We start from the raw sequence: 22,090 nt of genomic DNA on the forward strand, positions 1-22,090 counted from the left end.
ATGAAGAAAACAGAGTTGTATAATGGAATGCGTGTTCTCTCCAGCTACCACAGAAAAGGGGGGGTGGGTAAAACCTTTTTAGCTTCTACAATCGCTTTTTTGCTGGCCACTGGTGGTCCTAACGGTAAAGGAAAGAAGCGTCGCGTTTTAGTGCTAGACTATGACTCTCAGCAAGATTCATCAAAGGCGTTTTTAAAAATGGACGCAATCCCAGGCGATGATGAATATGCTGCACCTCTCCATCCAGAGTTTGATGATGTAGATGATCCTGAGTGGAGCGGTAGAAATACCAGTACAGATATTTTATTTAATTCTCCAGTGTATGAATATCCCACGGCTTTTGAAAATATAAAGGTTTTACCGTCAGAGGGAAATGTAGATAGAGTATTGGCGCTTACTCCTGAGTCGGATAGGTTAGTATCAAAAATAACAGCTCATATGCGAGACTGGTTTTCCGTAGAAGAACTTGCTGATGATTACGACATCGTAATTGTCGATAATCCTCCAAGTAAATCCCCAGTTTCAGCCGGAATGCTAGGTGCAGCTACCCACGTAATAATTCCTACAGAACCTGAATACGACTCAATAGATGGCGTACCTATGCTTTTAAACCGTATAGATCGCATTAACGAAGACCGAGCTTCAAACCCTTTACAAATTGTAGGGGTTGTCCCTAATAAAGTTCCAAGCAAGTCACGTTTGACGCAGAAAGATGAAGTTGCGTTGGCGAAGCTCTATGATAAAGAAGGTCCGACTGGTAAATATATGAGTCCGTTTTGGTTACAACAGCGAAATTGTTATCGAGTAATGGAGCGCCCATCGGTTGACGAGACTCACTTTAACTATGTTTATAACCATCATGCAAAAAGTGAAATGCAGAAGCTTTATACCTTGATTGAAGATAGTTTGTGGGGAGATATGACATGACAGCAAAAAAACCAAGAAGTAGAAGGGTTGCCAAGCCAACGTCTCAAGAAGATCTTATAAGTAAATATCAGTCCGGTGAAGGGGTCTCTAAAAAATCTCAACAGATGCTTGATGATTTAAAGGAACGGGATAAATCAAAAGAGAGTAGTGTTCACGATGACCCCTTGTTTAAGACTTCTTCTGAAGTCGATAGAGTGTTGGTCGATTACATACAGCCTCAGTCTGACAATCCTCGTTATCTACCGGTTAAGTTCGCAAAGCGCGATGATGCCGAGTCTATCGCTTCTTTGACCGATTGCGTAGTATGCGAAAAAGATATCATCGAAAATCGATTAGATAAAAGTAATCCCAGATATGAAGCTGTAAACGCAGAGATTGAAGAAATAAAAGGGTTAGCCGAAACGCTGAAACACAGCGAGTTGATTCACCCTATCGCTGTGTGGCGCAAAAATATGTCTGATTACGCTATCGTGGCTGGGCATAGACGTTATTATGCTATTCGATATCTCTATGGTGGCTTAATTAAGGTAAAAGTTAAGATTTATGCTGAGAAACCTAAAAATATTAGTGTTTTGCGTCATATCGAAAACTTTTCACGAAATGACCTGACGCTTCCTGACGCGCTAAGCAGTTATTCTAATGCTGTTAAAGAACTAGAGAATATAGAGCAAAATAAGCTTGAAACAAATAGGGCATCAATAGTTACATCGTATTTAGGAATTGGTCGCACCACTTTCTACCGTTATGACAAACTTCATGACTATAGAAAGCAAGTAATGCCTTTGTTAGAAAATAGAATTGTTGAGTCCTTAAGAGGGCTATATGAGGAAATTATAAAAGCAGAGGAGAAGGGAAGGGGAGAGGTTGAGAAATACCTTGTTGACCTTTTTAACGACGGAAAATTTTCAAAGTACTTACAAACCCCTACAATAAAAAAAGCGGGAAGAACTAAGCAATACATTTCGTTACCAAAAGTAAAAGTGAATCAAACTGCAGCTATTAAACGATTACTAAAAGAAGATGTTACTCAACTAGAATTGGGTATCGATTGGGATAAAGTAGATTTTGAGGATCCCTTGATGCTCGAGGCGGTACTAAAAGAACTTATCAAATCATTGACTAAATAAAATAATTATTTCCGCGGAAACACTTCAGCTTCAAAACGCTACACCTCCTGCTATTAAAGGACTGTAGCGTTTTTCATTTTTAATTTAACTTCCTCTAAAATCTATAGATTACACTATTTATCGAAATTCGATCCGTTGATAGAGATTTTCTTTTATATAGCCAAGTACCTCTACCTTAAAAAATTTTGAAACCAGTACACTTTTTTACGTTTCATGTAGAGCAGCGTTAAATCAATGTATTAGATTTTCATTATATCCTTTCATTTATCCTTTTATTAATGTTAAGAAACATTCTAGTAACAATTTTGTTGATTGAAACTTACAGTTAAGTCATAATCGCTCAAAAGTAATCATCTTTACTTCCTTTTTAAGCGGCTTTAATTAATTAGAGCCTAAAACGAGAATAATGGAGGAAATGTGTCGAGTTCAGATGAGTTTGAATCACAACCAATAAGCCCAACGAAATTACAACCAGCTCGCGCATTTGCAGGTAGCTATGCGGGAGAACATGTAGCCGGTACTGAGTTCGTCATTGGTGCGCTCTTTGTATCTTGGGGGGTAGGTGCGGGAGATATTTTACTCGGGCTACTGCTCGGTAATTTGTTAGCCGTTTTGACGTGGGGTCTTTTAACTGCGCCAATTGCAACCGACACACGTCTTACACTATATGCTTACTTAGAAAAGATAGCAGGAAAGGGCACTATTAAGCTTTATAGCGTAGTAAATGGCATTCTTTTCAGTGTGCTTGCTGGTGCAATGATTACGGTTTCCGCATCAGCTGTTAGGATTTTATTGGATATTCCTCCCCAAGTAGGTTGGCTCCCTTCTGATTTTAGATTTGTATTGGTCGCGCTTTTTGTGGGGGCAGTCGTCGTGTTTATGGCTGTAAAAGGCTTTGAAAAACTTGCTGCGTTTGCAGAGGTTTGTGCTCCTTGGATGATCTTAATGTTTATCGTTGGCGCTTTGTTCCTCCTTCCTGCTTTAATAGAAGCAACGCCAGGTATAGCCTCAATATCTTCTTTTTCAGATTTCTACACCATTGCCAATGAGTCTATTTGGATAAAAACGAGTGATGAAGTTGGCTTTTGGCATGTCGCTGCTTTCGCATGGGTCGCTAATCTAGCGATGCACGGCGGAATGGGTGATATGACGTTACTACGCTTTGCTCGTTATTCAAAGTATGGATTCTTTTCAGCTCTGGGCATGTTTATTGGTCACTACATGGCATGGATATGCGCAGGCATAATGGGGGCCGGTGCTGCAATAATTTTAAGTACAGCGATAACTAGCTTAGATCCTGGTGCGGTAGCTTATCAAGCATTAGGTACATGCGGGATTATTGCAGTAATTATTGCCGGTTGGACGACTTCTAATCCTACTATTTATCGTGCTGGTTTAGCATTTAGTTCACTCAATCCAAAGTGGGGCAGAGAGAAGTCAACAATAGTAGTTGGTGTTGTAACCACTATTATTGCCTGCTTTCCCTTCGTATTTTCTCAGCTATTGGGTTTTGTTGGAATTATGGGATTGATGATGGCTCCTGTTGGGGCAATAATCGTTGCAGAGCACTGGCTGTTTCCTAGAATGGGATTAACGCGTTATTGGTCGCAGTATAAAGGGAATACTACAAATTTTGCTGCAATTATTACTTGGCTGACAGCACTAGCCCTTAGCTATGTTCTTGAACAGTCAGGTGTGTTCCACCTATTCTTTTTGCTAATCCCTATATGGCTATATTCGACGGCAACTTACTGTTTGTTGGCGATTGCTATGGGCGCTAAAAAAGTTTATCCAGCATCGGTTGAAGCAGAAAGAATTGAACTCAATAGAAAAGTCGATGAAAGGATTTATCTGGCGAACTTGGAACCTCATAACGCAGCTGTCGAGGGCAGAAGAGCACCGTCTATCCTATCTTTAGCCTCTGTTGCCGCCATTGCCTCGCTCGTTGCATGTTTAATTATTGGGGTAATGGCGTTTCTAGATGGCGATAACAGCTACCTACACACACCTCTGCTAGTCGCAACTATCATCTATTTTATAACTGCGACGTACGCGTATATTGCTAATGCCAATAGCACTGTAGTCGAGAGTAAAGCAGGTGCCAGCGCGACAGTGTCTGAAAATTAATTTCCAAAGTAGGGCTTCCCCTCTAGCCTCTATGGGCTAGAGGGGCTTTTTATTTAATACCCAGGGGTAATACAGATGAAAACTCTGCTCTTAATCTCTCTTCTTACTATTTATTTATGTTCCGCAAATGCGAGTGCTGATAACAGCAGCAATATTGAGCATTCTCGGCCAAACATTTTATTTATACTTGCTGATGATCACCGTTGGGACTTATTAGGTTCAAAATCTACCATTGTCAAAACACCGAATCTTGATGAGATAGCAAGTGAAGGCGTTTTGTTTGATAACGCCTTCGTTACTACACCAATATGTGCGTCGAGCCGTGTAAGTATATTAACTGGCTTAACGGAAAGAACCCATGACTTCACGTTCGGTCGTCCCGCTACTGGTGAAGAGGAGTCGTCAAATATGTACCCTGCTTTGCTTAAGAAAGCAGGTTATAGCACAGGGTTTGTCGGAAAATATGAGATTAAAATCTCAGGAGCTGATGAGCAGCGTTTTGACTATTTTAAACCTTTACTACAGTCGAAAAAAAATGAGTGGCAAGGAAAGCAAATACCACAAACCTACTATATTCAAAACTTAGCAAGCGAGTTTATTGAGAAAGCTTCAAAAAAAGATAAACCATGGGCACTTGCTGTCAATTTTTGGAATCCTCATGCCCATGACGTTGATAAAGATGAACAGTTCCACTATCCAGCAGAGTTTGAGGATATGTACTCTGATAAAATTATTCCTCCTGCAAACATGTCCGATGAGGCCATCTATGAAGACTTGCCAGATTTTTTAAAATCATCAATGGGTCGAATTCGATGGGAATATAGGTTCTCTACCCCTGAAATGTATCAACGAATTGTAAAGCGCCATTACCGAGCAATCAGTAGTGTTGATAAAGCGGTAGGATCTTTAAATCAATTACTTAAGTCATTAGGCCTAGATGATAATACGATAATTATCTACACCGGCGATAACGGTTATGCACTCAATGAAAGGCAATTAGCTGGAAAGTGGTTTGGATGGGAAGAAGACCTTCGAGTTCCATTAATAATAAAAGACCCGCGCAGTAAAAAGCAAAAAGAGGTTAGTGAAATTGCTCTTAATATTGATATTGCGCCAACAATCCTAGACATTGCTGGTGTTGAAATACCAGGCTCATACCAAGGAAGAAGTCTAATTCCCTTTATCGAGAGTGAAGAAATCGTTAGTTGGAGGGGGGAATTTTTCTTCGAACACATGTATCAACCAAAGCGCGCTCCAATACCCCCGATGTACGGACTGAGAACCTCGAACTGGAAATTAGTCAACTTTTACAAAAACAACTATGTTCAGCTTTATGACCTTGATGAAGATCCAGGAGAAACGACGAACCTAGCTTATAACGATAAATACGTGTACCTGAGAGATGCCCTTCTTCAGCGAGCTGACCAATACATCGACAAGTACGAAGCTGCCCGCAGCGAGGAAGTTAGAAGTCGAAATAGTTTCGAAAATGAGATGCCATCTCACTAAGATGTGCTGATCTTTACTGTACCAGTTGTGAGCTAAATAGAAGCATCTGAATCGCGTATCAGCCCTGTAAACCTAGTACATCATCATGCTCACGAGGGTTCTCGTTACCCCCCTCGTGAGCAGGCTCTTCTATCTAATGACTAAGTGCTTAATTAAATCGCGTCTGCCTGTTTTGCTGCCTTAGTGAAACTATTTCCAACATTGTAATCAAAAACAGTAATGATTGATTTTGAGTGTTGATGATTGTTATGCGTTCATATACAATCATTTTACAAGTTGTTAATGATTTTTGTTGCGTGAAGATGTCTTAAATTGTATTTCACGCAATATTAAGGTTGGAGTGCAGTAGGGTGAAGTTAGCGATTATTGGCGAATGCATGATTGAGTTATCAAACAGTGAAGGTGACCTTTACCAACTCAATTATGGTGGAGATACTCTTAATACCGCTATATATCTATCTCGTTGTGGAGGCCAGGTAGAGTACGTTACAGCCTTAAGCGATGATGTGTTTAGCAACAAGATGCTTGAGAACTGGCAAAGCGAAGGTGTCGGTGTAAAACACGTAAAAAAGCTCGCTAATAGTGTCCCAGGCCTCTATATGATCGAAAATGAAGCTAACGGTGAAAGACATTTCCATTACTGGCGCTCGAACTCACCAGCCAAGCTTCTGTTAGAACAATATCCAGAAATTTTTGAAGAGCTTCAAGAGTACGATGCTTTATTTCTTAGCGGTATTACCTTGTCAATCTATTCCGAGCTTTCGAGAGCCAAACTGTTTGATTTTTTGAAAATATACCGAGACAAAGGGGGAAAAGTTATTTTTGATAATAACTATCGCCCAAAGAGTTGGCTTTCATTCAATGAGGCTTCCAAAACATTCAATCAGATAATGAACCTTACTGATATAGCGCTGCTGAGTATGGAAGACGAGATAAGCTTACATGGCGAGCACTCAATTGAATATTGTATAGAACGTTGGTTAAAAGCTGGCGCTTCAGAGGTTGTAGTGAAAAACGGACCGAATGGCATTTCTACAGCCAATAGTCAGGGAAAATTTGAATTTGATGTTCCAAATGTAGTTAAACCTATCGACACAACTGCGGCAGGCGATTCTTTCAACGGTGCATTTTTGGCCAATAAAGCCAAAGGTGAAGATTTAGAAAAGTGCATTCGGGCTGGTCAGTTCTGCGCTGCCCAAGTAATCGTTCACAAAGGGGCAATTGTTCCGCGTGAAGTCACGTTGATTAAGGAATAACAATGAGATGTTACCGATTGTTTTATCTGCTGTTGCTAATGCCATTAACTGCGCTTTATGGGTGCAACGATGTAGGACAAGATGAAACTTATGTCATTCGATTAGGGCACCAGCTTGATATTAATCACCCAGTTCACAAAGGCCTAGTATTTTTAAAAGAGGAGTTAGAGCGTAACTCTGAAGGAAAGATGTCTATTGTTATCTACCCCTCTTCCCAAGTAGGTGACGAGAGGGAGGTTCTAGAGTTGATACAAATTGGTAGCATGGGGATGACTAAAGTGTCAGCAAGTGCACTTGAGACCTTTGTTCCCGAGATGAAGGTGTTTAGTTTACCCTATCTTTTCAATGACCAAGCGCATTATTGGAAAACATTGAACGGAGAGGTGGGGAAAGCGCTTCTTGCGGCAGGCGAACAGTACCGCTTTAAAGGGCTTGGTTATTTTGATGCAGGTTCAAGAAGCTTTTATACGACGAAAAAACCAGTCCAGTCACCAGATGATTTAAAAGGTCAAAAAATAAGGGTTATGAACAGCCAAACAGCTGTGTCCATGGTAAATACCATGGGAGGATCTGCAACGCCTGTAAGCTGGGGCGAGCTTTACACATCGTTACAGCAAGGCGTGGTTGACGGCGCTGAAAATAATCTTCCTAGTTTCTACTTCTCTAAACACTATGAGGTAAGCCAGTATCTCATTTTAGACGAACACACTTCTATCCCTGACGTCATTATTGTTGGAACTCATGTCTGGGATCAACTTAGCCCCACTCAACAAACATGGCTGCAAGATGCAATGCAGGCAGCAACTGATTATCAAAAAGAAATGTGGGCAGAATCTACCGAGAAATCATTGGAAATTGTGAAAGAGGCTGGCGTGCAAGTTATTGCAGCTGACAAGGAGCAATTCCAACAAAGTGTAGCACCAATTTATGAAGGGCTGCGGGGAACCGAACTTGAAAAGTTGGTTCAAGAAATAAAGGGCCTAGGAGAAAAAATGTGAAAGCTTTAACTACTTCAATTTCAGGGTTAAACAAATTTCTTCGCGTATTGCTGTCCTTCATGATGGCGTTATTAGTTTTGAATGTAACGTGGCAAGTGATTACACGTTTCATTCTGCCCCATCCAAGCTCGTTCACTGAAGAGCTTGCACGCTTTTTACTGATATGGATAAGTTTGCTCGGTAGCGCCTATGCATTTCACACGCATAGCCATTTAGGCTTCGATTATCTCACCAAAAAGCTAAAACAAAGTGGGGCGATAATAGTATCAAGACTGGGCTATACACTAGTTATTCTGTTTGCATTAGGCGTGCTTGTAGTAGGTGGAACAAACCTAACCTATATAACATTTTTGTTAAAGCAAGCCTCTCCTGTTTTAGGTATCCCAATGGGATTTGTTTATATGGTTGTACCTATAAGCGGTGTTTTGTTTGCTGTTTATGGCGTATTAGGCCTTCTCGAAATGAAAAACTCTAATAAGCTTAGGGAGCAAGCACTATGACTTCGCTAGTACTGTTTGGAATATTTCTAATACTTTTACTTATTAATATTCCTATTGCGATAAGTATCATTGTCGCGACCCTAGCAACAATGTTACTCACAATTGATACGCTTCCTGCACTAACAACGCTTGCTCAACGGTTGGCGGTCGGTGTAGACAGCTTTGCACTTTTAGCGATTCCTTTTTTCGTATTGTCGGGTTATTTGATGGGGCAGGGAGGTATCGCAGTACGACTTATTGAGTTTGCAAAAGTATTGGTAGGAAAACTTCCAGGCGGACTGGCATTCGTAAACATCATTTCGTGTGCATTATTTGGTTCAATTTCTGGATCAGCAGTTGCTGCCACTTCGGCGGTAGGCGGCTTTATGGTTCCAGCAATGGAAAAAGAGGGGTATAGCAGACCATTTAGTACCGCAGTAACGGTTACTGCTGCAACTACCGGCATGTTAATACCACCAAGTAATATACTCATTATTTACTCACTAGCGAGCGGTGGGGTGTCAATTGCCGCATTGTTTATTGCGGGTTATCTGCCGGGACTTTTAGTAACAGCATTGCTCATGTTGGGTGCTGGTTATTATGTAAAAAAGAACGGCATAAAAACAGAGAACAATATAGTAGTTGGAAAGTTTCTGCCAAGCCTATTGGGAGCAGTACCGTGTCTTTTCCTCATAGTATTGATCATTGGAGGAATAATCGGAGGGCTTTTTACTCCTACTGAAGCTGGCGCTATTGCGGTTCTTTATTCTCTAGTTTTAGCTCTGGGGTTTTACAGAGAGCTTAGCGTTAGGGACATTTATCCCATCTTACTGAAAACAGTTAACACTACCGCTATAGTCATGTTTCTGATCGGTGCTTCGGCATCAATGTCATGGTTAATGTCGTATGAGGAAATACCTCAAGCAATAAGTAATTCGTTACTCTCTGTATCTGAAAATGCCATCATTATATTGCTCATTATGAACCTTATACTATTGGCCGTTGGCACATTTATGGATGTTACGCCTGCAGTTTTAATCTTTACCCCTATTTTCTTGCCCATCGCTGAGATGCTTAATATATCTCCTCTCCATTTCGGGATAATGATGATTTTAAACTTATCTATAGGCTTATGTACCCCTCCAGTGGGCAGCGTTCTATTTGTCGGGTGCAGCATTGGCAAGGTATCTATCAGCAGCATAATGAAACCCATACTGCCTCTTTATGCCGCCATGCTTGTGGCATTGGCGCTTACAATTATTTTCCCCGAAATTAGCGAATTCCTGCCCAAGCTTTTGGGTCTCATTTAATTACACATAAAGTTAGGAGACATGAAGTGTCTGAATATTTAAGTAGACAATTTGGTTTGCATGGCAAAGTTGCTGTTGTTACAGGAGCTAGTAGAGGCTTAGGGCAAGGTATTGCACTAGCATTAGGTCAAGCGGGCGCAACAGTTATAGCGATAGGCTCGTCGACAAAAAGCGTTGAATCTACAATTGAGCTGTTGGTTAAGAATGGTATCGAGTGTGCTGGCTATGGATGTGATCAATCAAGCACTTCAGAAATCATAGATACCGTAAATAAAATTATTGAAGACCATGGGCATATTGATGTTTTAGTAAATAACGCCGGAACAATCAAGCGCTCTCCAGCACATGAGTTCTCAGATGAAGATTGGAACGAAGTCATTAATGTGAATCTAAACGGTGTATTCACTTTTTGTCGCGAAGCGGGCAAACAGATGTTGAAACAAGGCAGTGGAAAAATTATAAATATCGCCTCTTTGCTAAGTTTTTCTGGCGGTATTACTGTTCCAGCCTACGCTGCAAGTAAAGGTGGTGTGGCGCAATTAACAAAAGCACTGGCGAACGAATGGGCCAATAAAAATATCCAAGTAAACGCAATAGCTCCTGGATACTTCGAAACAGACAATACGTACAACATCCGCCAAGACCAAGCGCGATTTGAAAGTATTACCAGTCGAATTCCTGCCGAAAAATGGGGCCAGCCGGACGACCTAGGTGGCGCAGCTATTTTTCTTTCTTCTCGAGCGTCATCATACGTGAACGGGCATGTATTACTTGTTGATGGCGGCTGGATGGCTCGCTAATGCGAGCCCGCCAACTTTTCTTACAACATATCAAATAGGGACAATATGAACTTTTTATTTTCTACCAATAAGCGCAGTTACCCAAGTATGACAAATGAGGAGTTAAGAGAAGCTTTTTTAACGGAAGAGCTCTTCACTCCTGGTCATCTATCGCTAACTTACACTGATGTTGACAGGGCGGTTATCGGCGGCGCTATGCCGACAGAGGCCTCTATTGAATTACCAACGCATAAAGAGCTTGCTGCTGATTACTTTTGTGAGCGCCGAGAGCTAGGAATTATTAACATCGGTGGAGAAGGCGCGGTAAGTGTTGATGGTGAAAGCTTTGAAATGGCTAAAAAAGACAGCCTTTATGTTACTAGGGGTAGTAAAGAAGTTGTCTTGTCCTCTAAGGATGCGAATAACCCAGCTAAATATTATATGGTTTCATATCCTGCGCACCGAGTTACCAAAACCGTCCATGTGCCCAAAACGATGGCAAAACAGATAGATCTTGGTTCTCAAGAAACATCTAATGAAAGAACAATATTTCAATCTATTCGGCCTGGAATTGTCGATAGTTGTCAGTTAGTCATGGGGATTACCGAATTAAAAACGGGAAGTGTTTGGAATACTAAGCCCCCTCATACTCATTTTCGTAGAACCGAAATTTATATGTATTTCGATCTCGATCAAAGTGAAAGAGTGTTTCATATGCTCGGTGAGCCAAAAGAAGTCAAGACTCTTCCTTTAGCGCCTGAAATTGCTATTGCGTCACCTAGTTGGTCTATCCACAGTGGAGTGGGGACGACAAATTATAGCTTTATTTGGGCCATGGGCGGTGAAAACCAAGAGTTTGACGACATGGACCACATCGAAATTTCTGCTTTAAGTTAAGTTTTAGACTGTAAATTGCCATCAAGTATGTAAGTTTTATCAAAATCAATCACATAATGACTTTTTTGATTGATTTTGGTTGCTTTGGTGATTATATTAAACGCTATAACGCCAAATAGGACAGAAAAGCAATGCTTGAAAAGCAGCGACAACAGTTAATTCTAGAAGTATTAGAAGAGTCCACCTTTGCGAGTGTGCCTGAATTGTGCAGTCAATTAGGCGCATCTGAGGCGACGATAAGAAGAGATTTGAAAAAATTATCGTCTCAAAAAAAGATTAAAAAGATAAGGGGTGGGGCACAAGTTATAGATACCGGTTCTACCTCAAATTTCTATCTTTCTGGCAATGCCTTTCTAATTGATAGGGAAAAGAATGCCGATATCAAACGTGCTATTGCTAAAACGGCATGTGAGCTTTGTAAAGACGGTGAATCTATTATTATCAACGGCGGTAGCTCTACTTACATGATGGCCGAATTCCTGAGAGATAAAAGATTAAATGTTTTAACCAACTCATTTGTCTTGGCTCAGGATTTGGTAGAGAACAGTCAGAACCAAGTAACCTTGCCAGGTGGTGAGGTTTATAGAAAGCAGAGTATCATTTTAAGTTCTTTCGAGAATGATACTACACAGAACTATCGCGGAACCATGATGTTTATGGGAACGCCTGGCATCAGTAAGTACGGTGTTATGGAGTCTGATCCGCTGCTAATCTTGGCAGAGAAAAAACTACGCAAGCAGGCTGATAAATTGGTTGTATTAGCAGATAGCACAAAAATCGGTCTGCAAAGCAATCTTGTTTTCTGTGATTTGAACTCTGTGGATATTATAATCACTGACAATTGTGCTGATAAAGCGCAGTTAGACGAAATCAGAAGCTACGGCATCGAAGTGATTGTTGTTGACGTCGAGACACTAGAGGCAGCCTAGTAAATAGTCACATTTTTCTTCTAAGAGATTTCTCACAATGTGAAATCTCTTTACCTCAATTATCCTCCATTGGCGCACGCTGACCTCAGCGTCTAGCAAATAATATCACGTAGTCTTATCAGTCACTATATTCAGTCAAAAGCTTTCAATTTCAATCATTGTTTGTTATACATAAACATTATATTTTGGAAGTATCCTCGAGAGAAGTCATAAGCAGCATAGCTGGTAAGCATTTCAGTTCACGCTTAGCTACAACTAAATTGACGCTCCTTTGATATTACATTCACAAGAAAATTTGGAGTTAATGCTAGAGTGAAAGCTGTTTTAGATATTGGTAAAACTCATATAAAGCTCTTGTTTGTTTCAGGCTACGAGCAAGTTGCAAGTTTCAGCTGTAAAAATGCCCCGATTGCAGGTCAGTATCCTCAGGCGGACGTAGACAGTATATGGGACTGGATAGTAGAAACCTTAAAGTCGTGCACATATACAAAAGAGGTTGAGGGGTTTGTTGTAACAACCCACGGCGCCACAGCGGCACTAATTGATGACAATTCAACAGATAGATCTAAAGCGCTTACACTTCCAATTTTAGATTATGAATATCAGGGCATTGATGAATGTGCGCAACGTTATAAGCTTGAGCGTCCTGACTTTAGTGAAAGCTTGTCCCCATTACTGCCGGCAGGTTTGAATTTAGGTAAGCAGCTTTATTGGTTAGAAGAAAAGTACCCGCAAGAATTTGCAAAGGCTAATGCAATTCTTTTATATCCGCAGTATTGGGCATGGAGATTGGGTGCAGAGCTGAGCTCAGAGGTGACTTCTTTGGGCTGCCATACAGACTTATGGCAACCAGCAAAGCGTCAATTTTCTACTATCGCCGTTAACAAGGAATGGTCGAAGCTATTCCCACCTCTAAAAAATGCATGGGACTGCATAGGAAAAGTAAATGCTGACGTATCTAGAAAAACGTCATTACCTATTTCATGTAAGCTTTATTGCGGCATTCACGATAGTAATGCGAGCTTCTTAAGATATCTAAATATCGAATCTCAACCGACTGAACAATTTACCGTAATGTCTACAGGCACGTGGACTATATTGATGCAGTCTGGGGGAGACGTGAGTACCCTTCATGATAAAGTAGATACCTTAGCTAATGTAGATATAAACAGTAACCCAGTTTCATGTGCCAGATTTATGGGAGGACGTGAATACGAGCGTATTTGTACCACGCTCGGTGGCAATATAAAGATGAACCCAACAGAATCAGAAGTTCAAGAAGCAATAAGTAACTGTTGGCGGGTCACGCCTGATTTTAGTGAGGGCAACGGCCCATTTCCCGATTTAACGCCACAATTGCTGTGCCCTGAAAGACCTCCTTCACCACAAGCTATCGCAACACTCTACTGTGCACTTATGATTAATCAACGGCTAAATGACCTCGAAGCTAAGGGAGCAATTTATATTGAAGGTGCTTTTCTCAAGAACCCACTACTATGTCGCTTAGTTGCACAGCTGCGTCGTCAGCAGCCAGTTTTCGCTTCGACAGACAATACAGGCACAGTACTAGGTGCAGCAGCACTTATTGGATATAAAAAGAACCAGAAGCACTCATTGGATTTGGAAAAAGTAGAGCCCTCTAACTTTTCTGGACTGGACTCATATGCTGATGAATGGGTTGAATTAATCAAAATCGCTCAATAACGTCCTTATATAAACCTTGAAAACTATAATACAGTCAAAATGAAACCAATAATGATTGAAAATGATTGACAGGGATTGGAAGTGGCGTGTATTGTTACTATCATAATCGATGTTTACATTTGTGAAACATATCTAACTGATAATTTTAGGACACTGTAATGGCTTTTAAACCCGATGATTACAAGCATGTTAAGTACCTTTGGAAAGATGAAGAGGCAGATAGACTCTCTCCCGTAGAGAATTTAGTATATCGTTCAAATAAGCTAGGCGAAGACCAACGAATCACTAATACTGGCGGCGGAAACACATCCGCCAAACTGCTCGAAGAAGATCCATTAACAGGTGAACAGGTCGAAGTGTTATGGGTTAAAGGCTCAGGCGGTGACTTAAGAACATCGAAAAAAGAGAACTTTTCTTCACTATATGCCGATAAACTCCGCGCATTAGATAACGTTTACCAGCAATATCCTGATAAAGGGTACAAGAGCGCTGGTGAAGACAAGATGGTAGGCATGTTTAAGCATTGTAATTTCTGCCTAAACCCTCGCGCTTCATCAATAGATACGCCTCTGCATTCAATGATTGAAGAAAAGCACGTTGATCACCTACATCCGAACGCAGTAATTTCTGTAGCATCGTGTAAAGACCAAGAAGCGCTGACTGCTAAGATATGGGATGGAAAATTAGCCTATGTTCCTTGGATGCGTCCTGGTTGGGAAGCAGCAAAAGTATGTGAAGATGCTTATGAAGCGAACCCGGATATCTGGGGTATTCTTTTAGGACAACACGGGCACACCAATTGGTCTTCAGAAAGTAAAAGTTGTTACGAAACCTCGTTATGGGTTATCGAAACTGCAGCACGTTATATTGAAGAGCATGATAAAGGCGAAAACACGTTCGGTGGACAAAAGGTAGAATCTCTAGCTGAAGATGAAGCAAGAAGCCTTTTAACCGACTTTATGCCTATCGCAAGAGGGAAGTTATCGACTAATGTTAAGTACATTGGCACGCTTCAAAATGACGAAGCCACACTAAGGTTCGTTAATAGCGTTGATGCTCCTCGTCTAGCCGAGCTTGGTACTTCTTGCCCTGACCATTTTTTAAGAACGAAAATTAAGCCACTCTATATCGACTTTGATCCTAAATCGGATGCACTTGAAGAACTTGTTGAGAAGTTTGATGCGGCGCTAGAGAAATATAGACAGGACTATACGGCGTATTATGAAGCATGCAAACGTGAAGACTCACCGGCAATGCGTGACCCAAGTCCAACAGTAGTGCTAATTCCTGGCGTTGGAATGATTGCATGGGGTAAGAACAAAAGTGAATCCCGCGTTACCGCTGAATTCTACAACTGTGCTATTGAAGTAATGAGAGGGGCAGAGGCAATTTCTGAATATACAGCTCTTCCTGCACAAGAAGCATTTGATATCGAATACTGGGCTTTAGAAGAAGCCAAACTTCAAAGAATGCCAAAGGAAGCTCCTCTAGCTAGAGACGTTGTTGTTGTCATCGGTGCTGGAGACGGCATTGGTAAAGCAACAGCTCATCGCGTTGCTCGAGAGGGCGCACATGTAGTCTGTGCAGACCTTCGCCTTGAAAACGCTAAAGCAACAGCAGAAGAGTTAGAAGCTATTTATGGTAAAGGTATCGGAGTAGCTGGCACGGGTATTTCTTCATGCGGCCCAGCCATCGCGCTTGGTGTTGATATAACCAATAGAAAAACCGTAGAGGAATTGTTTACTAATGTAACGCTGGCATACGGCGGCATTGATAAGGTTATTGTTACTGCGGGTGTATTTATCGCAGAGGGCGCAGATTTAGCAAAAAATGATGAAGTCTTTGAGCTAAGCTTTAACGTGAACGTTAAAGGCGGCTATGTTGTGGCTTCTGAAGCACAGAAAATCTGGGAAAAGCAGCAAATGAAAGGAAATATGGTACTCACCACTAGCGTTAATGGTGCGGTATCTAAGAAAGGTTCACTGGCTTACGATACGAGTAAATCTGCTGCTAACCACCTTGTTCGAGAACTTGCCGTTACGTTGTCCCCTCTAGTTAATGTTAATGCGCTTGCTCCTGCCACCGTAGTGCAAGGTAGCAGCATGTTCCCACGCGACCGGGTTATATCTTCACTGACTAAGTACAACATTCCGTTCCAAGAATCAGATTCCACAGAGAACCTTCGTACAAGTCTGGCTGAGTTTTATGCGCAAAGAACATTAACAAAGTCACCAATTACACCGGAAGATCAAGCTGAGGCTGCCTATCTCCTTGTGTCTGGTCAGCTAAACAAAACCACAGGTCAAATTATTAGTGTAGACGGCGGTTTGCACGAAGCCTTCCTACGCTAGGAGTAGATTATGTTACGTAGAATAGATTCAGCTTTAGTAAGCGAAAAGAACGAAGAACTTTATAAAGATTTAAAATCTGATTATGACGCCCTAGGTGAAAAGCTAGGCCGTGATGGTATTGATATTGAAACGTTCACAAAAGCAGCAGAACAATTTCAAATAGCAGTACCATCGTGGGGTACTGGTACCGGTGGAACTCGATTTGCTCGCTTTCCATTGAAAGGTGAGCCACGCAATATTTTCGAAAAACTAGAAGATTGTGCGGTCATCAACGAATTATCTGGCTGCACTGACAGTGTGTCACCACATTTTCCATGGGACAAAGTTGACGATTTCAGTGAATTGAAGCAGAAATCTAATGAATATGGACTTAATTGGGTATCGGTAAACTCCAACACATTCCAAGACCAACCAGGTCAAGAGTCGTCTTACAAGTTCGGAAGCTTAAGTAATACGCAAGCAGCTTCTCGTGAGTTGGCCATTCAACACAATCTAGATTGTATTGAATATGGGCAGGCATTGGGTGCTAAAAGCCTAACGGTGTGGGTAGGTGATGGTTCTAACCATCCTGGTCAGCAGCATTTTCAACGCGCTTTTGAGCGCTACTTGTCAAGCATGGAGAAAATCTACGCAGGCCTACCAAGCGATTGGGAAATGCATATCGAACATAAAATGTTTGAACCCGCTTTTTATTCAACTGTTATTCAAGACTGGGGTTCAAACTTGCTTGCTGCAATGCACTTGGGACCGAAGTGCAAATCCCTCGTTGATTTAGGCCACCACGCACCTAATACGAATATCGAAATGATAGTGTCTCGTTTAATCCAGTTTAAAAAGCTGGGTGGGTTCCACTTTAATGATAGTAAATATGGTGATGATGATTTAGATAGCGGCTCATTACACCCTTATCAGCAGTTTCTTATTTTTAACGAGTTAGTCGATGCGAAGCACCGTCAGCAAGAGGGTTTCAACCCTGCATATATGCTAGATCAGTCTCACAACGTTACTGATCCAATAGAAAGCTTGGTTATCTCTGCCATTGAAGTTCAGCGTTCCTACGTCAAGGCACTTTTGGTAGATAGGGAAACACTATATGGCTATCAAGAAGACAATGATGCGATGATGGCATCAATGGAACTTAAGAAAGCGTTCAATATAGATGTAACCCCTATTCTTGCTATGGCTCGCTATCGTAAGTCTGCGGCGATTAACCCTATTGGTGCCTATCGCTCGATAAATTATAGAGAAACGATGGATAAAGAGCGTCCACGAGATCCAAACGCTACTGGTTCGGGCATTGTATAGATTTAAAAAAGATAGCCGCTTTCTATCTGTATCCTACGAAAAAGCAAACGAATAAGAATAAGAAAGAAGAAGAATAAAATTAATAAATATTGTCAAACTGTCGGAATAAGAAAACGCAAATGTTACTAAGTAATTGTCATAACTATCATGATTTTAGAAAGTTAGCGCAGAAGAGGTTGCCAGGTCCTATATTCAATTATATTGACGGCGGTGCTGATGATGAGGTGACGATGCGTCGTAACTCTGAATCTTTTCAGAGTTGCGATCTTATTCCAAATGTTCTGACGGGTGTGAAAGACATTGATTTAAGCGTTGAGGTAATGGGTCAGAAGCTTGCACTTCCGGTCTATTTATCTCCAACTGCACTTCAGCGCTTGTTTCACCATCAGGGTGAACGTGCAACTGCTGGTGCGGCAGAGAAATTCGGCACTATGTTTGGTGTTTCTTCACTAGGCACAGTAAGCATGGAAGAAATTGCTAAGCAGTACAATACGCCGCAGGTTTATCAATTCTACTTCCACAAAGATCGTGGCTTGAATAAGGCTATGATGGAGAGAGCAAAAGAATCTAACATCGGAGTCATGATGTTAACAGTAGATTCTATTACAGGCGGTAACAGAGAGCGTGATTTACGAACCGGTTTCGCTATTCCCTTTCGATTGAATCTTAAAGGCCTTTGGCAATTTGCAACACGGCCAATGTGGGGCATTAACTATGTTACTCACGAGAAGTTTTCTCTTCCTCAGTTAGACGCACACATAGATATGGGTGGAGGCGCGAGTTCGATAGGAGACTATTTTACTAATATGCTTGACCCCTCTATGAACTGGAAGGACGTTGAAGAGATGGTTAAATTTTGGGATGGTCAGTTTTGTCTCAAAGGCATTATGAGCGTAGAAGACGCAAAGCGTGCAGTTGATATAGGTTGCACAGGTATAGTTATTTCTAACCATGGTGGAAGACAACTAGACGGATCGAGAAGTTCTTTTGACCACCTCGCAGAAATAGTTGATGCTGTTGGTGATAAAGTAGACGTAATTTTTGACAGTGGTGTTCAACGAGGCACGCACGTTTTAAAAGCGCTAGCGCTAGGAGCAAAAGCCGTTGGGTTAGGACGTTTTTATCTTTTTGCTTTAGCTGCGGCTGGACAAGAAGGCGTCGAAAGAGCAATGCAATTAATGGTTGCAGAGATTGAGCGCGACATGCGACTGATGGGCTGCTCAAAAATTAGTGACTTAAATCGTGACCATATTAGATTTAGATAGGTTCTAATTTAACGAATTATTTTCATCCCCCCTCTTCTACAAATAAGCAGTCTTTATAACCGCTGTATTTAACATGCTACGCAACTTATGTGCAAAATGTGCTGTAGTAGAGCATCACTAGCAACATTAATCGATGGGAAACAAAGTTGGGTTGAGAAGAATTTAGCTCAAATTCAATCTGACAGCGGCACCTAAAAGCGGGTAACTGTCAGATTAAGTCTGAGCTATTTAACTTTATAGTGTTTAACTTTATAGGGTAATACAGCTAGAGGTACTTACTCCACTTATCTAAATTTGAAAATGTGTTGTTCGTTTTGTTTATATTTTTAGTGTCACGATCTTCGTAGCTGCGATGCACAATACCCCATGCTGTGGTTGAGCTTTCTCGCGAACTTCCGGTAATACCCCTAATACTATTATTTCTTATTGTATTTGTTCCCTGAACACCATTTAGTGAAATACCTTCGAATGCATCGCTATAGGCGTTAAAGTTAGCTTGGCTATTAGAAGTTTGAGCTGCCACAACGTCGCCCAGTTTGTTTATCTCGTTGTCTTCAATCGTCACATTATTTGTGGTTTCAAGACTGATTGCGCGCATGGCATTATCGATGGTATTGTCACGTATTTTGACATTTGTGGCCTGCCACCCTCGAAATACGCTTTTTGTACTCAGTCCCACAACGACATCTTTCAGTACGTTGCTACGCATAACTATATTGTCAGCGCCTCTTTTAGAGGTGAAGCCATCAAACGCACGCTCTACGTAATTATCGTGAATGGTAAAATGGTCACCAAATTGTCCGTTATCCCCACCCGCTGATAAGTAAACTGCGGCATCGCGTACGCCATAAAAATTGTTATATCTAATTGTGGCTTTGAGTGCGCCTGTCATTAAAATGCCGCTGTCTCCACCCGCCTCATAAAATGGGTCGCTGTTATTACGCGTTCCATAAAAGTTAATGTATTCGATGACGAGTTCATTTAGCTTGTGATAGTTAGTTGTATTTACAACACCACGGATAGATAGCGCATCGGCGGTTTTATCGTTTCCTTCTCGTCCTGCTGGTGTTAAACGTGTGATAGGAACAACCGTAGAAACTTTGGCGCGAGACATATCGAAATCTCCGCCTTTCCATGAAAAATTAGCAAGCTGGCCTTTGTTTGAGCACACGTTGTCATTGTTCTTCGTGTCGAAACTAAACAGGTCGCCGTCTAAATCTGCCTTTGCGATAAAGCGAGCACCCGTTGCGTCAACGATCAAATTTTTTCGCAAGGTTACATTTATTCCTTTGAGTATCTGCTTCCCATCTGTGGCGTCTTTATCAGTGCCGATATAGTAAGTCCCGGTTAATCTAAGTGGTTTTCCAGTGTTTGTTGCTTGTTGCAATGCGTTTTGAAGTTTCGATGCTTTACCGTTCGGATTGGCTGGGTTACTACTACAGTCTGCAGCTATCCCTTGACCTACCCACAGCATAGTGCTGCACGTAGCAAGTATTCGTAGCGAATTTTTTATATCTGTTCTCATAGTTAATTCCTGTTCTTTCCACCAAACAACGTTAGAAGTTATTGTGAATCTACAAAGTCATACATCGCGCTTCCCGCGAGTAAGAACGCACCGACACCAAATAGCTGGGAGTCATCTTTTGTTACTACATCAGGCTTTTCATTAACACCTTGCACCCACCCGAACTTTCCGTCTGGATGTACTGCTGATGACAGCACTTGCCATCCTTTCAATGCAGAGGGCAGGTACGTGCTTTCATCCAACAAGTCGTTATTAATGCCCCACGTAACTCCATACGTGAAAAAAGCCGTGCCACTGGTTTCTGGCTCTACATATCTCTCTCCTGCTAGCAATGACATAGGCCAAGCACCATCTTGCTTCTGCAGTTTCACGATTGCTGATGTAAGCTCTTGATAAAGTGACTCGTAGTAGGGCCGGTATTGATGGTCTTGAGGGAGGCTCTCCAAAGCATGTACAACGCCTGCGTATACCCATCCCATTCCTCTAGACCAAAAAACTTGCTCACCGAACTTGCCTTTTTTGTCGAAATAACGAGAGTCTCGGAAAATTAATTTGGTTTTCGGGTCTTGTAAGTAATCGATAGTTGCTTGGAACTCTTTGTGGGCGTAATCAGCGTATTTGGACTCGCCTGTAATTACTGAAAGCTCAAACAGTACTGGCGGTCCCATGAACAAAGCGTCAGCCCAGCACCAACGCCATTGACAGTTGTGTACGTTATCTTTATTTCTGCCGGCGACGAATTCGAGACTATTATCGGGGGCTTGCTCAATTAACCAGTCAAACGTTTCTTTTACTGGCGCAAGTGCTTCTTCGTTTTTGTGCCTTCGGTAGTACCAAAGGTTGGTTTGTCCGATAACGTGGTCATCGGCAAAGTATTTGACCTTACCCATCTTCCAGTCATGGGCGTCCCCCACATAACCAATCCAGGTTTCGTAAAAAGGGTTATCTGACCGTTCAGCAAGTTTGGTGAGCCCTTTATAAAAGGCGCCCTGAATCCATCGCCCATATGCTTCAGAACCAGCCCGAGCACGACCTACATGTGTCATATGTTGTGTGCGCGCAACTTGCCAGTTTGCCACCTTTTCCATTTGTGCCATCACGTGTTCTTGTGTTGGCAATACGGCCTCAGCCTGCAATGAGGTTAGTGGTATATAAGCCATAGCGAACAAGCCGATTTTTATTCCGATATACCGACTTATTTTGCGTATGTGGGTTTTCATCATGCATCCTTAAAGTTAACTGATTTAACGAAATACAGAGTAGTAAGTGGCTTAACTGCGAACCTGATTTGTGCTCAATGTTACATCGAAGTAAACCAGTAGCACAATCAAATTCACTCACAAGCGGTCTTTTCTGTTCTTGAGGTTGTAGGTGGCTTTTGTATTTCATGCCTCAATTTTATTGGGTGTTAACTATACGCTAGCCCCTGATTTCGATATGTTTTTGAGGTTTTTAAACATCCTTCTTGGTCATTCCTCCTTATGTAAAATATTTGTTTAAAAAATAAAATAATGCTTTAATGGTCAAAATCAATCATATCTGGCAAGTTTAAAATGCGAGTTTGCGTTCTCTTAGCCTTCTTGAAAAACATAATGCAGCTCA

The 22,090-nt window shown here is 41.5% G+C and carries 17 protein-coding genes; 15 read left to right on the forward strand and 2 right to left on the reverse strand.

Going from position 1 to position 22,090, the window contains the following annotated elements:
- The 15 genes from ALT761_RS20150 to ALT761_RS20220 all read left to right on the forward strand — a co-directional run bounded on the left by ALT761_RS20150 (position 1) and on the right by ALT761_RS20220 (position 18,963).
- Positions 1–927 carry a ParA family protein gene (locus tag ALT761_RS20150; RefSeq protein ID WP_197725005.1) on the forward strand — a complete coding sequence of 309 codons (927 nt, stop codon included), beginning with the start codon at positions 1–3 and terminating at the stop codon, positions 925–927.
- Positions 924–2,054: a ParB N-terminal domain-containing protein gene (locus ALT761_RS20155; protein WP_129740712.1), complete on the forward strand. Its 1,131-nt coding sequence runs from the start codon at positions 924–926 to the stop codon at positions 2,052–2,054. The genes ALT761_RS20150 and ALT761_RS20155 overlap by 4 nt, the downstream gene beginning before the upstream one ends.
- A 417-nt stretch (positions 2,055–2,471) precedes the next feature.
- On the forward strand, positions 2,472–4,181 hold the full coding sequence (locus tag ALT761_RS20160) for a nucleoside transporter (RefSeq protein ID WP_129740713.1): 1,710 nt from the start codon (positions 2,472–2,474) through the stop codon (positions 4,179–4,181).
- 75 nt (positions 4,182–4,256) lie between these two features.
- Positions 4,257–5,690 (forward strand): sulfatase-like hydrolase/transferase, encoded by a 1,434-nt coding sequence (locus tag ALT761_RS20165; protein ID WP_129740714.1) that lies wholly within the window; start codon positions 4,257–4,259, stop codon positions 5,688–5,690.
- Positions 5,691–6,040: 350 nt separating this feature from the next.
- Positions 6,041–6,946, forward strand: coding sequence for a sugar kinase (locus ALT761_RS20170; protein WP_129740715.1), 906 nt, complete (start codon positions 6,041–6,043; stop codon positions 6,944–6,946).
- 2 nt (positions 6,947–6,948) lie between these two features.
- Complete coding sequence (locus tag ALT761_RS20175) at positions 6,949–7,944, forward strand: TRAP transporter substrate-binding protein (RefSeq protein WP_129740716.1); 996 nt, start codon at positions 6,949–6,951, stop codon at positions 7,942–7,944.
- A complete protein-coding gene (locus ALT761_RS20180; protein ID WP_331903094.1) occupies positions 7,941–8,444 on the forward strand; it encodes a TRAP transporter small permease in 504 nt (167 codons plus the stop codon). The genes ALT761_RS20175 and ALT761_RS20180 overlap by 4 nt, the downstream gene beginning before the upstream one ends.
- Positions 8,441–9,733, forward strand: coding sequence for a TRAP transporter large permease (locus tag ALT761_RS20185; RefSeq protein WP_129740717.1), 1,293 nt, complete (start codon positions 8,441–8,443; stop codon positions 9,731–9,733). Before ALT761_RS20180 ends, ALT761_RS20185 begins: the two co-directional genes overlap by 4 nt.
- A gap of 26 nt (positions 9,734–9,759) precedes the next feature.
- A complete protein-coding gene (kduD, locus tag ALT761_RS20190) occupies positions 9,760–10,533 on the forward strand; it encodes a 2-dehydro-3-deoxy-D-gluconate 5-dehydrogenase KduD (RefSeq protein WP_129740718.1) in 774 nt (257 codons plus the stop codon).
- Between the two features lie 45 nt (positions 10,534–10,578).
- A complete protein-coding gene (gene kduI / locus ALT761_RS20195) occupies positions 10,579–11,409 on the forward strand; it encodes a 5-dehydro-4-deoxy-D-glucuronate isomerase (RefSeq protein WP_129740719.1) in 831 nt (276 codons plus the stop codon).
- A 131-nt stretch (positions 11,410–11,540) separates the two neighbouring features.
- Positions 11,541–12,338, forward strand: a complete 798-nt coding sequence (locus ALT761_RS20200; RefSeq protein ID WP_129740720.1) for a DeoR/GlpR family DNA-binding transcription regulator — start codon at positions 11,541–11,543, stop codon at positions 12,336–12,338.
- 312 nt (positions 12,339–12,650) lie between these two features.
- Positions 12,651–14,042, forward strand: coding sequence for an FGGY-family carbohydrate kinase (locus ALT761_RS20205; RefSeq protein WP_129740721.1), 1,392 nt, complete (start codon positions 12,651–12,653; stop codon positions 14,040–14,042).
- A gap of 158 nt (positions 14,043–14,200) precedes the next feature.
- A complete protein-coding gene (locus ALT761_RS20210) occupies positions 14,201–16,393 on the forward strand; it encodes a bifunctional rhamnulose-1-phosphate aldolase/short-chain dehydrogenase (protein ID WP_129740722.1) in 2,193 nt (730 codons plus the stop codon).
- 9 nt (positions 16,394–16,402) lie between these two features.
- Complete coding sequence (gene rhaI / locus ALT761_RS20215) at positions 16,403–17,698, forward strand: L-rhamnose catabolism isomerase (RefSeq protein WP_129740723.1); 1,296 nt, start codon at positions 16,403–16,405, stop codon at positions 17,696–17,698.
- A 119-nt stretch (positions 17,699–17,817) separates the two neighbouring features.
- The gene (locus ALT761_RS20220) at positions 17,818–18,963 is read left to right on the forward strand and encodes an alpha-hydroxy acid oxidase (RefSeq protein WP_129740724.1); all 1,146 of its coding nucleotides are present in this window, start codon (positions 17,818–17,820) and stop codon (positions 18,961–18,963) included.
- A 265-nt stretch (positions 18,964–19,228) separates the two neighbouring features.
- Here the strand turns inward: ALT761_RS20220 and ALT761_RS20225 are convergent, their stop codons facing one another.
- Together ALT761_RS20225 and ALT761_RS20230 are read right to left on the reverse strand one after the other, a co-directional pair.
- Complete coding sequence (locus ALT761_RS20225; protein ID WP_129740725.1) at positions 19,229–20,488, reverse strand: right-handed parallel beta-helix repeat-containing protein; 1,260 nt, start codon at positions 20,486–20,488, stop codon at positions 19,229–19,231.
- A gap of 38 nt (positions 20,489–20,526) precedes the next feature.
- Positions 20,527–21,711, reverse strand: coding sequence for a glycoside hydrolase family 88/105 protein (locus ALT761_RS20230; RefSeq protein WP_129740726.1), 1,185 nt, complete (start codon positions 21,709–21,711; stop codon positions 20,527–20,529).
- Positions 21,712–22,090: the final 379 nt, after the last annotated feature.

Source organism: Alteromonas sp. 76-1, from assembly GCF_900654235.1.
GTDB classification, from domain to species: Bacteria; Pseudomonadota; Gammaproteobacteria; order Enterobacterales; family Alteromonadaceae; genus Alteromonas; species Alteromonas naphthalenivorans.

What these genes read in the sequence shown, in the direction of transcription:
- ALT761_RS20225 (WP_129740725.1), bottom strand. Translation starts at nt 20,488, where the DNA reads ATGAGAACAGATATAAAAAATTCGCTACGAATACTTGCTACGTGCAGC.
- rhaI (WP_129740723.1), top strand. Translation starts at nt 16,403, where the DNA reads ATGTTACGTAGAATAGATTCAGCTTTAGTAAGCGAAAAGAACGAAGAA.
- ALT761_RS20175 (WP_129740716.1), top strand. Translation starts at nt 6,949, where the DNA reads ATGAGATGTTACCGATTGTTTTATCTGCTGTTGCTAATGCCATTAACT.
- ALT761_RS20220 (WP_129740724.1), top strand. Translation starts at nt 17,818, where the DNA reads ATGTTACTAAGTAATTGTCATAACTATCATGATTTTAGAAAGTTAGCG.
- ALT761_RS20200 (WP_129740720.1), top strand. Translation starts at nt 11,541, where the DNA reads ATGCTTGAAAAGCAGCGACAACAGTTAATTCTAGAAGTATTAGAAGAG.
- kduI (WP_129740719.1), top strand. Translation starts at nt 10,579, where the DNA reads ATGAACTTTTTATTTTCTACCAATAAGCGCAGTTACCCAAGTATGACA.
- ALT761_RS20155 (WP_129740712.1), top strand. Translation starts at nt 924, where the DNA reads ATGACAGCAAAAAAACCAAGAAGTAGAAGGGTTGCCAAGCCAACGTCT.
- ALT761_RS20210 (WP_129740722.1), top strand. Translation starts at nt 14,201, where the DNA reads ATGGCTTTTAAACCCGATGATTACAAGCATGTTAAGTACCTTTGGAAA.
- ALT761_RS20230 (WP_129740726.1), bottom strand. Translation starts at nt 21,711, where the DNA reads ATGATGAAAACCCACATACGCAAAATAAGTCGGTATATCGGAATAAAA.
- ALT761_RS20185 (WP_129740717.1), top strand. Translation starts at nt 8,441, where the DNA reads ATGACTTCGCTAGTACTGTTTGGAATATTTCTAATACTTTTACTTATT.
- ALT761_RS20150 (WP_197725005.1), top strand. Translation starts at nt 1, where the DNA reads ATGAAGAAAACAGAGTTGTATAATGGAATGCGTGTTCTCTCCAGCTAC.
- ALT761_RS20165 (WP_129740714.1), top strand. Translation starts at nt 4,257, where the DNA reads ATGAAAACTCTGCTCTTAATCTCTCTTCTTACTATTTATTTATGTTCC.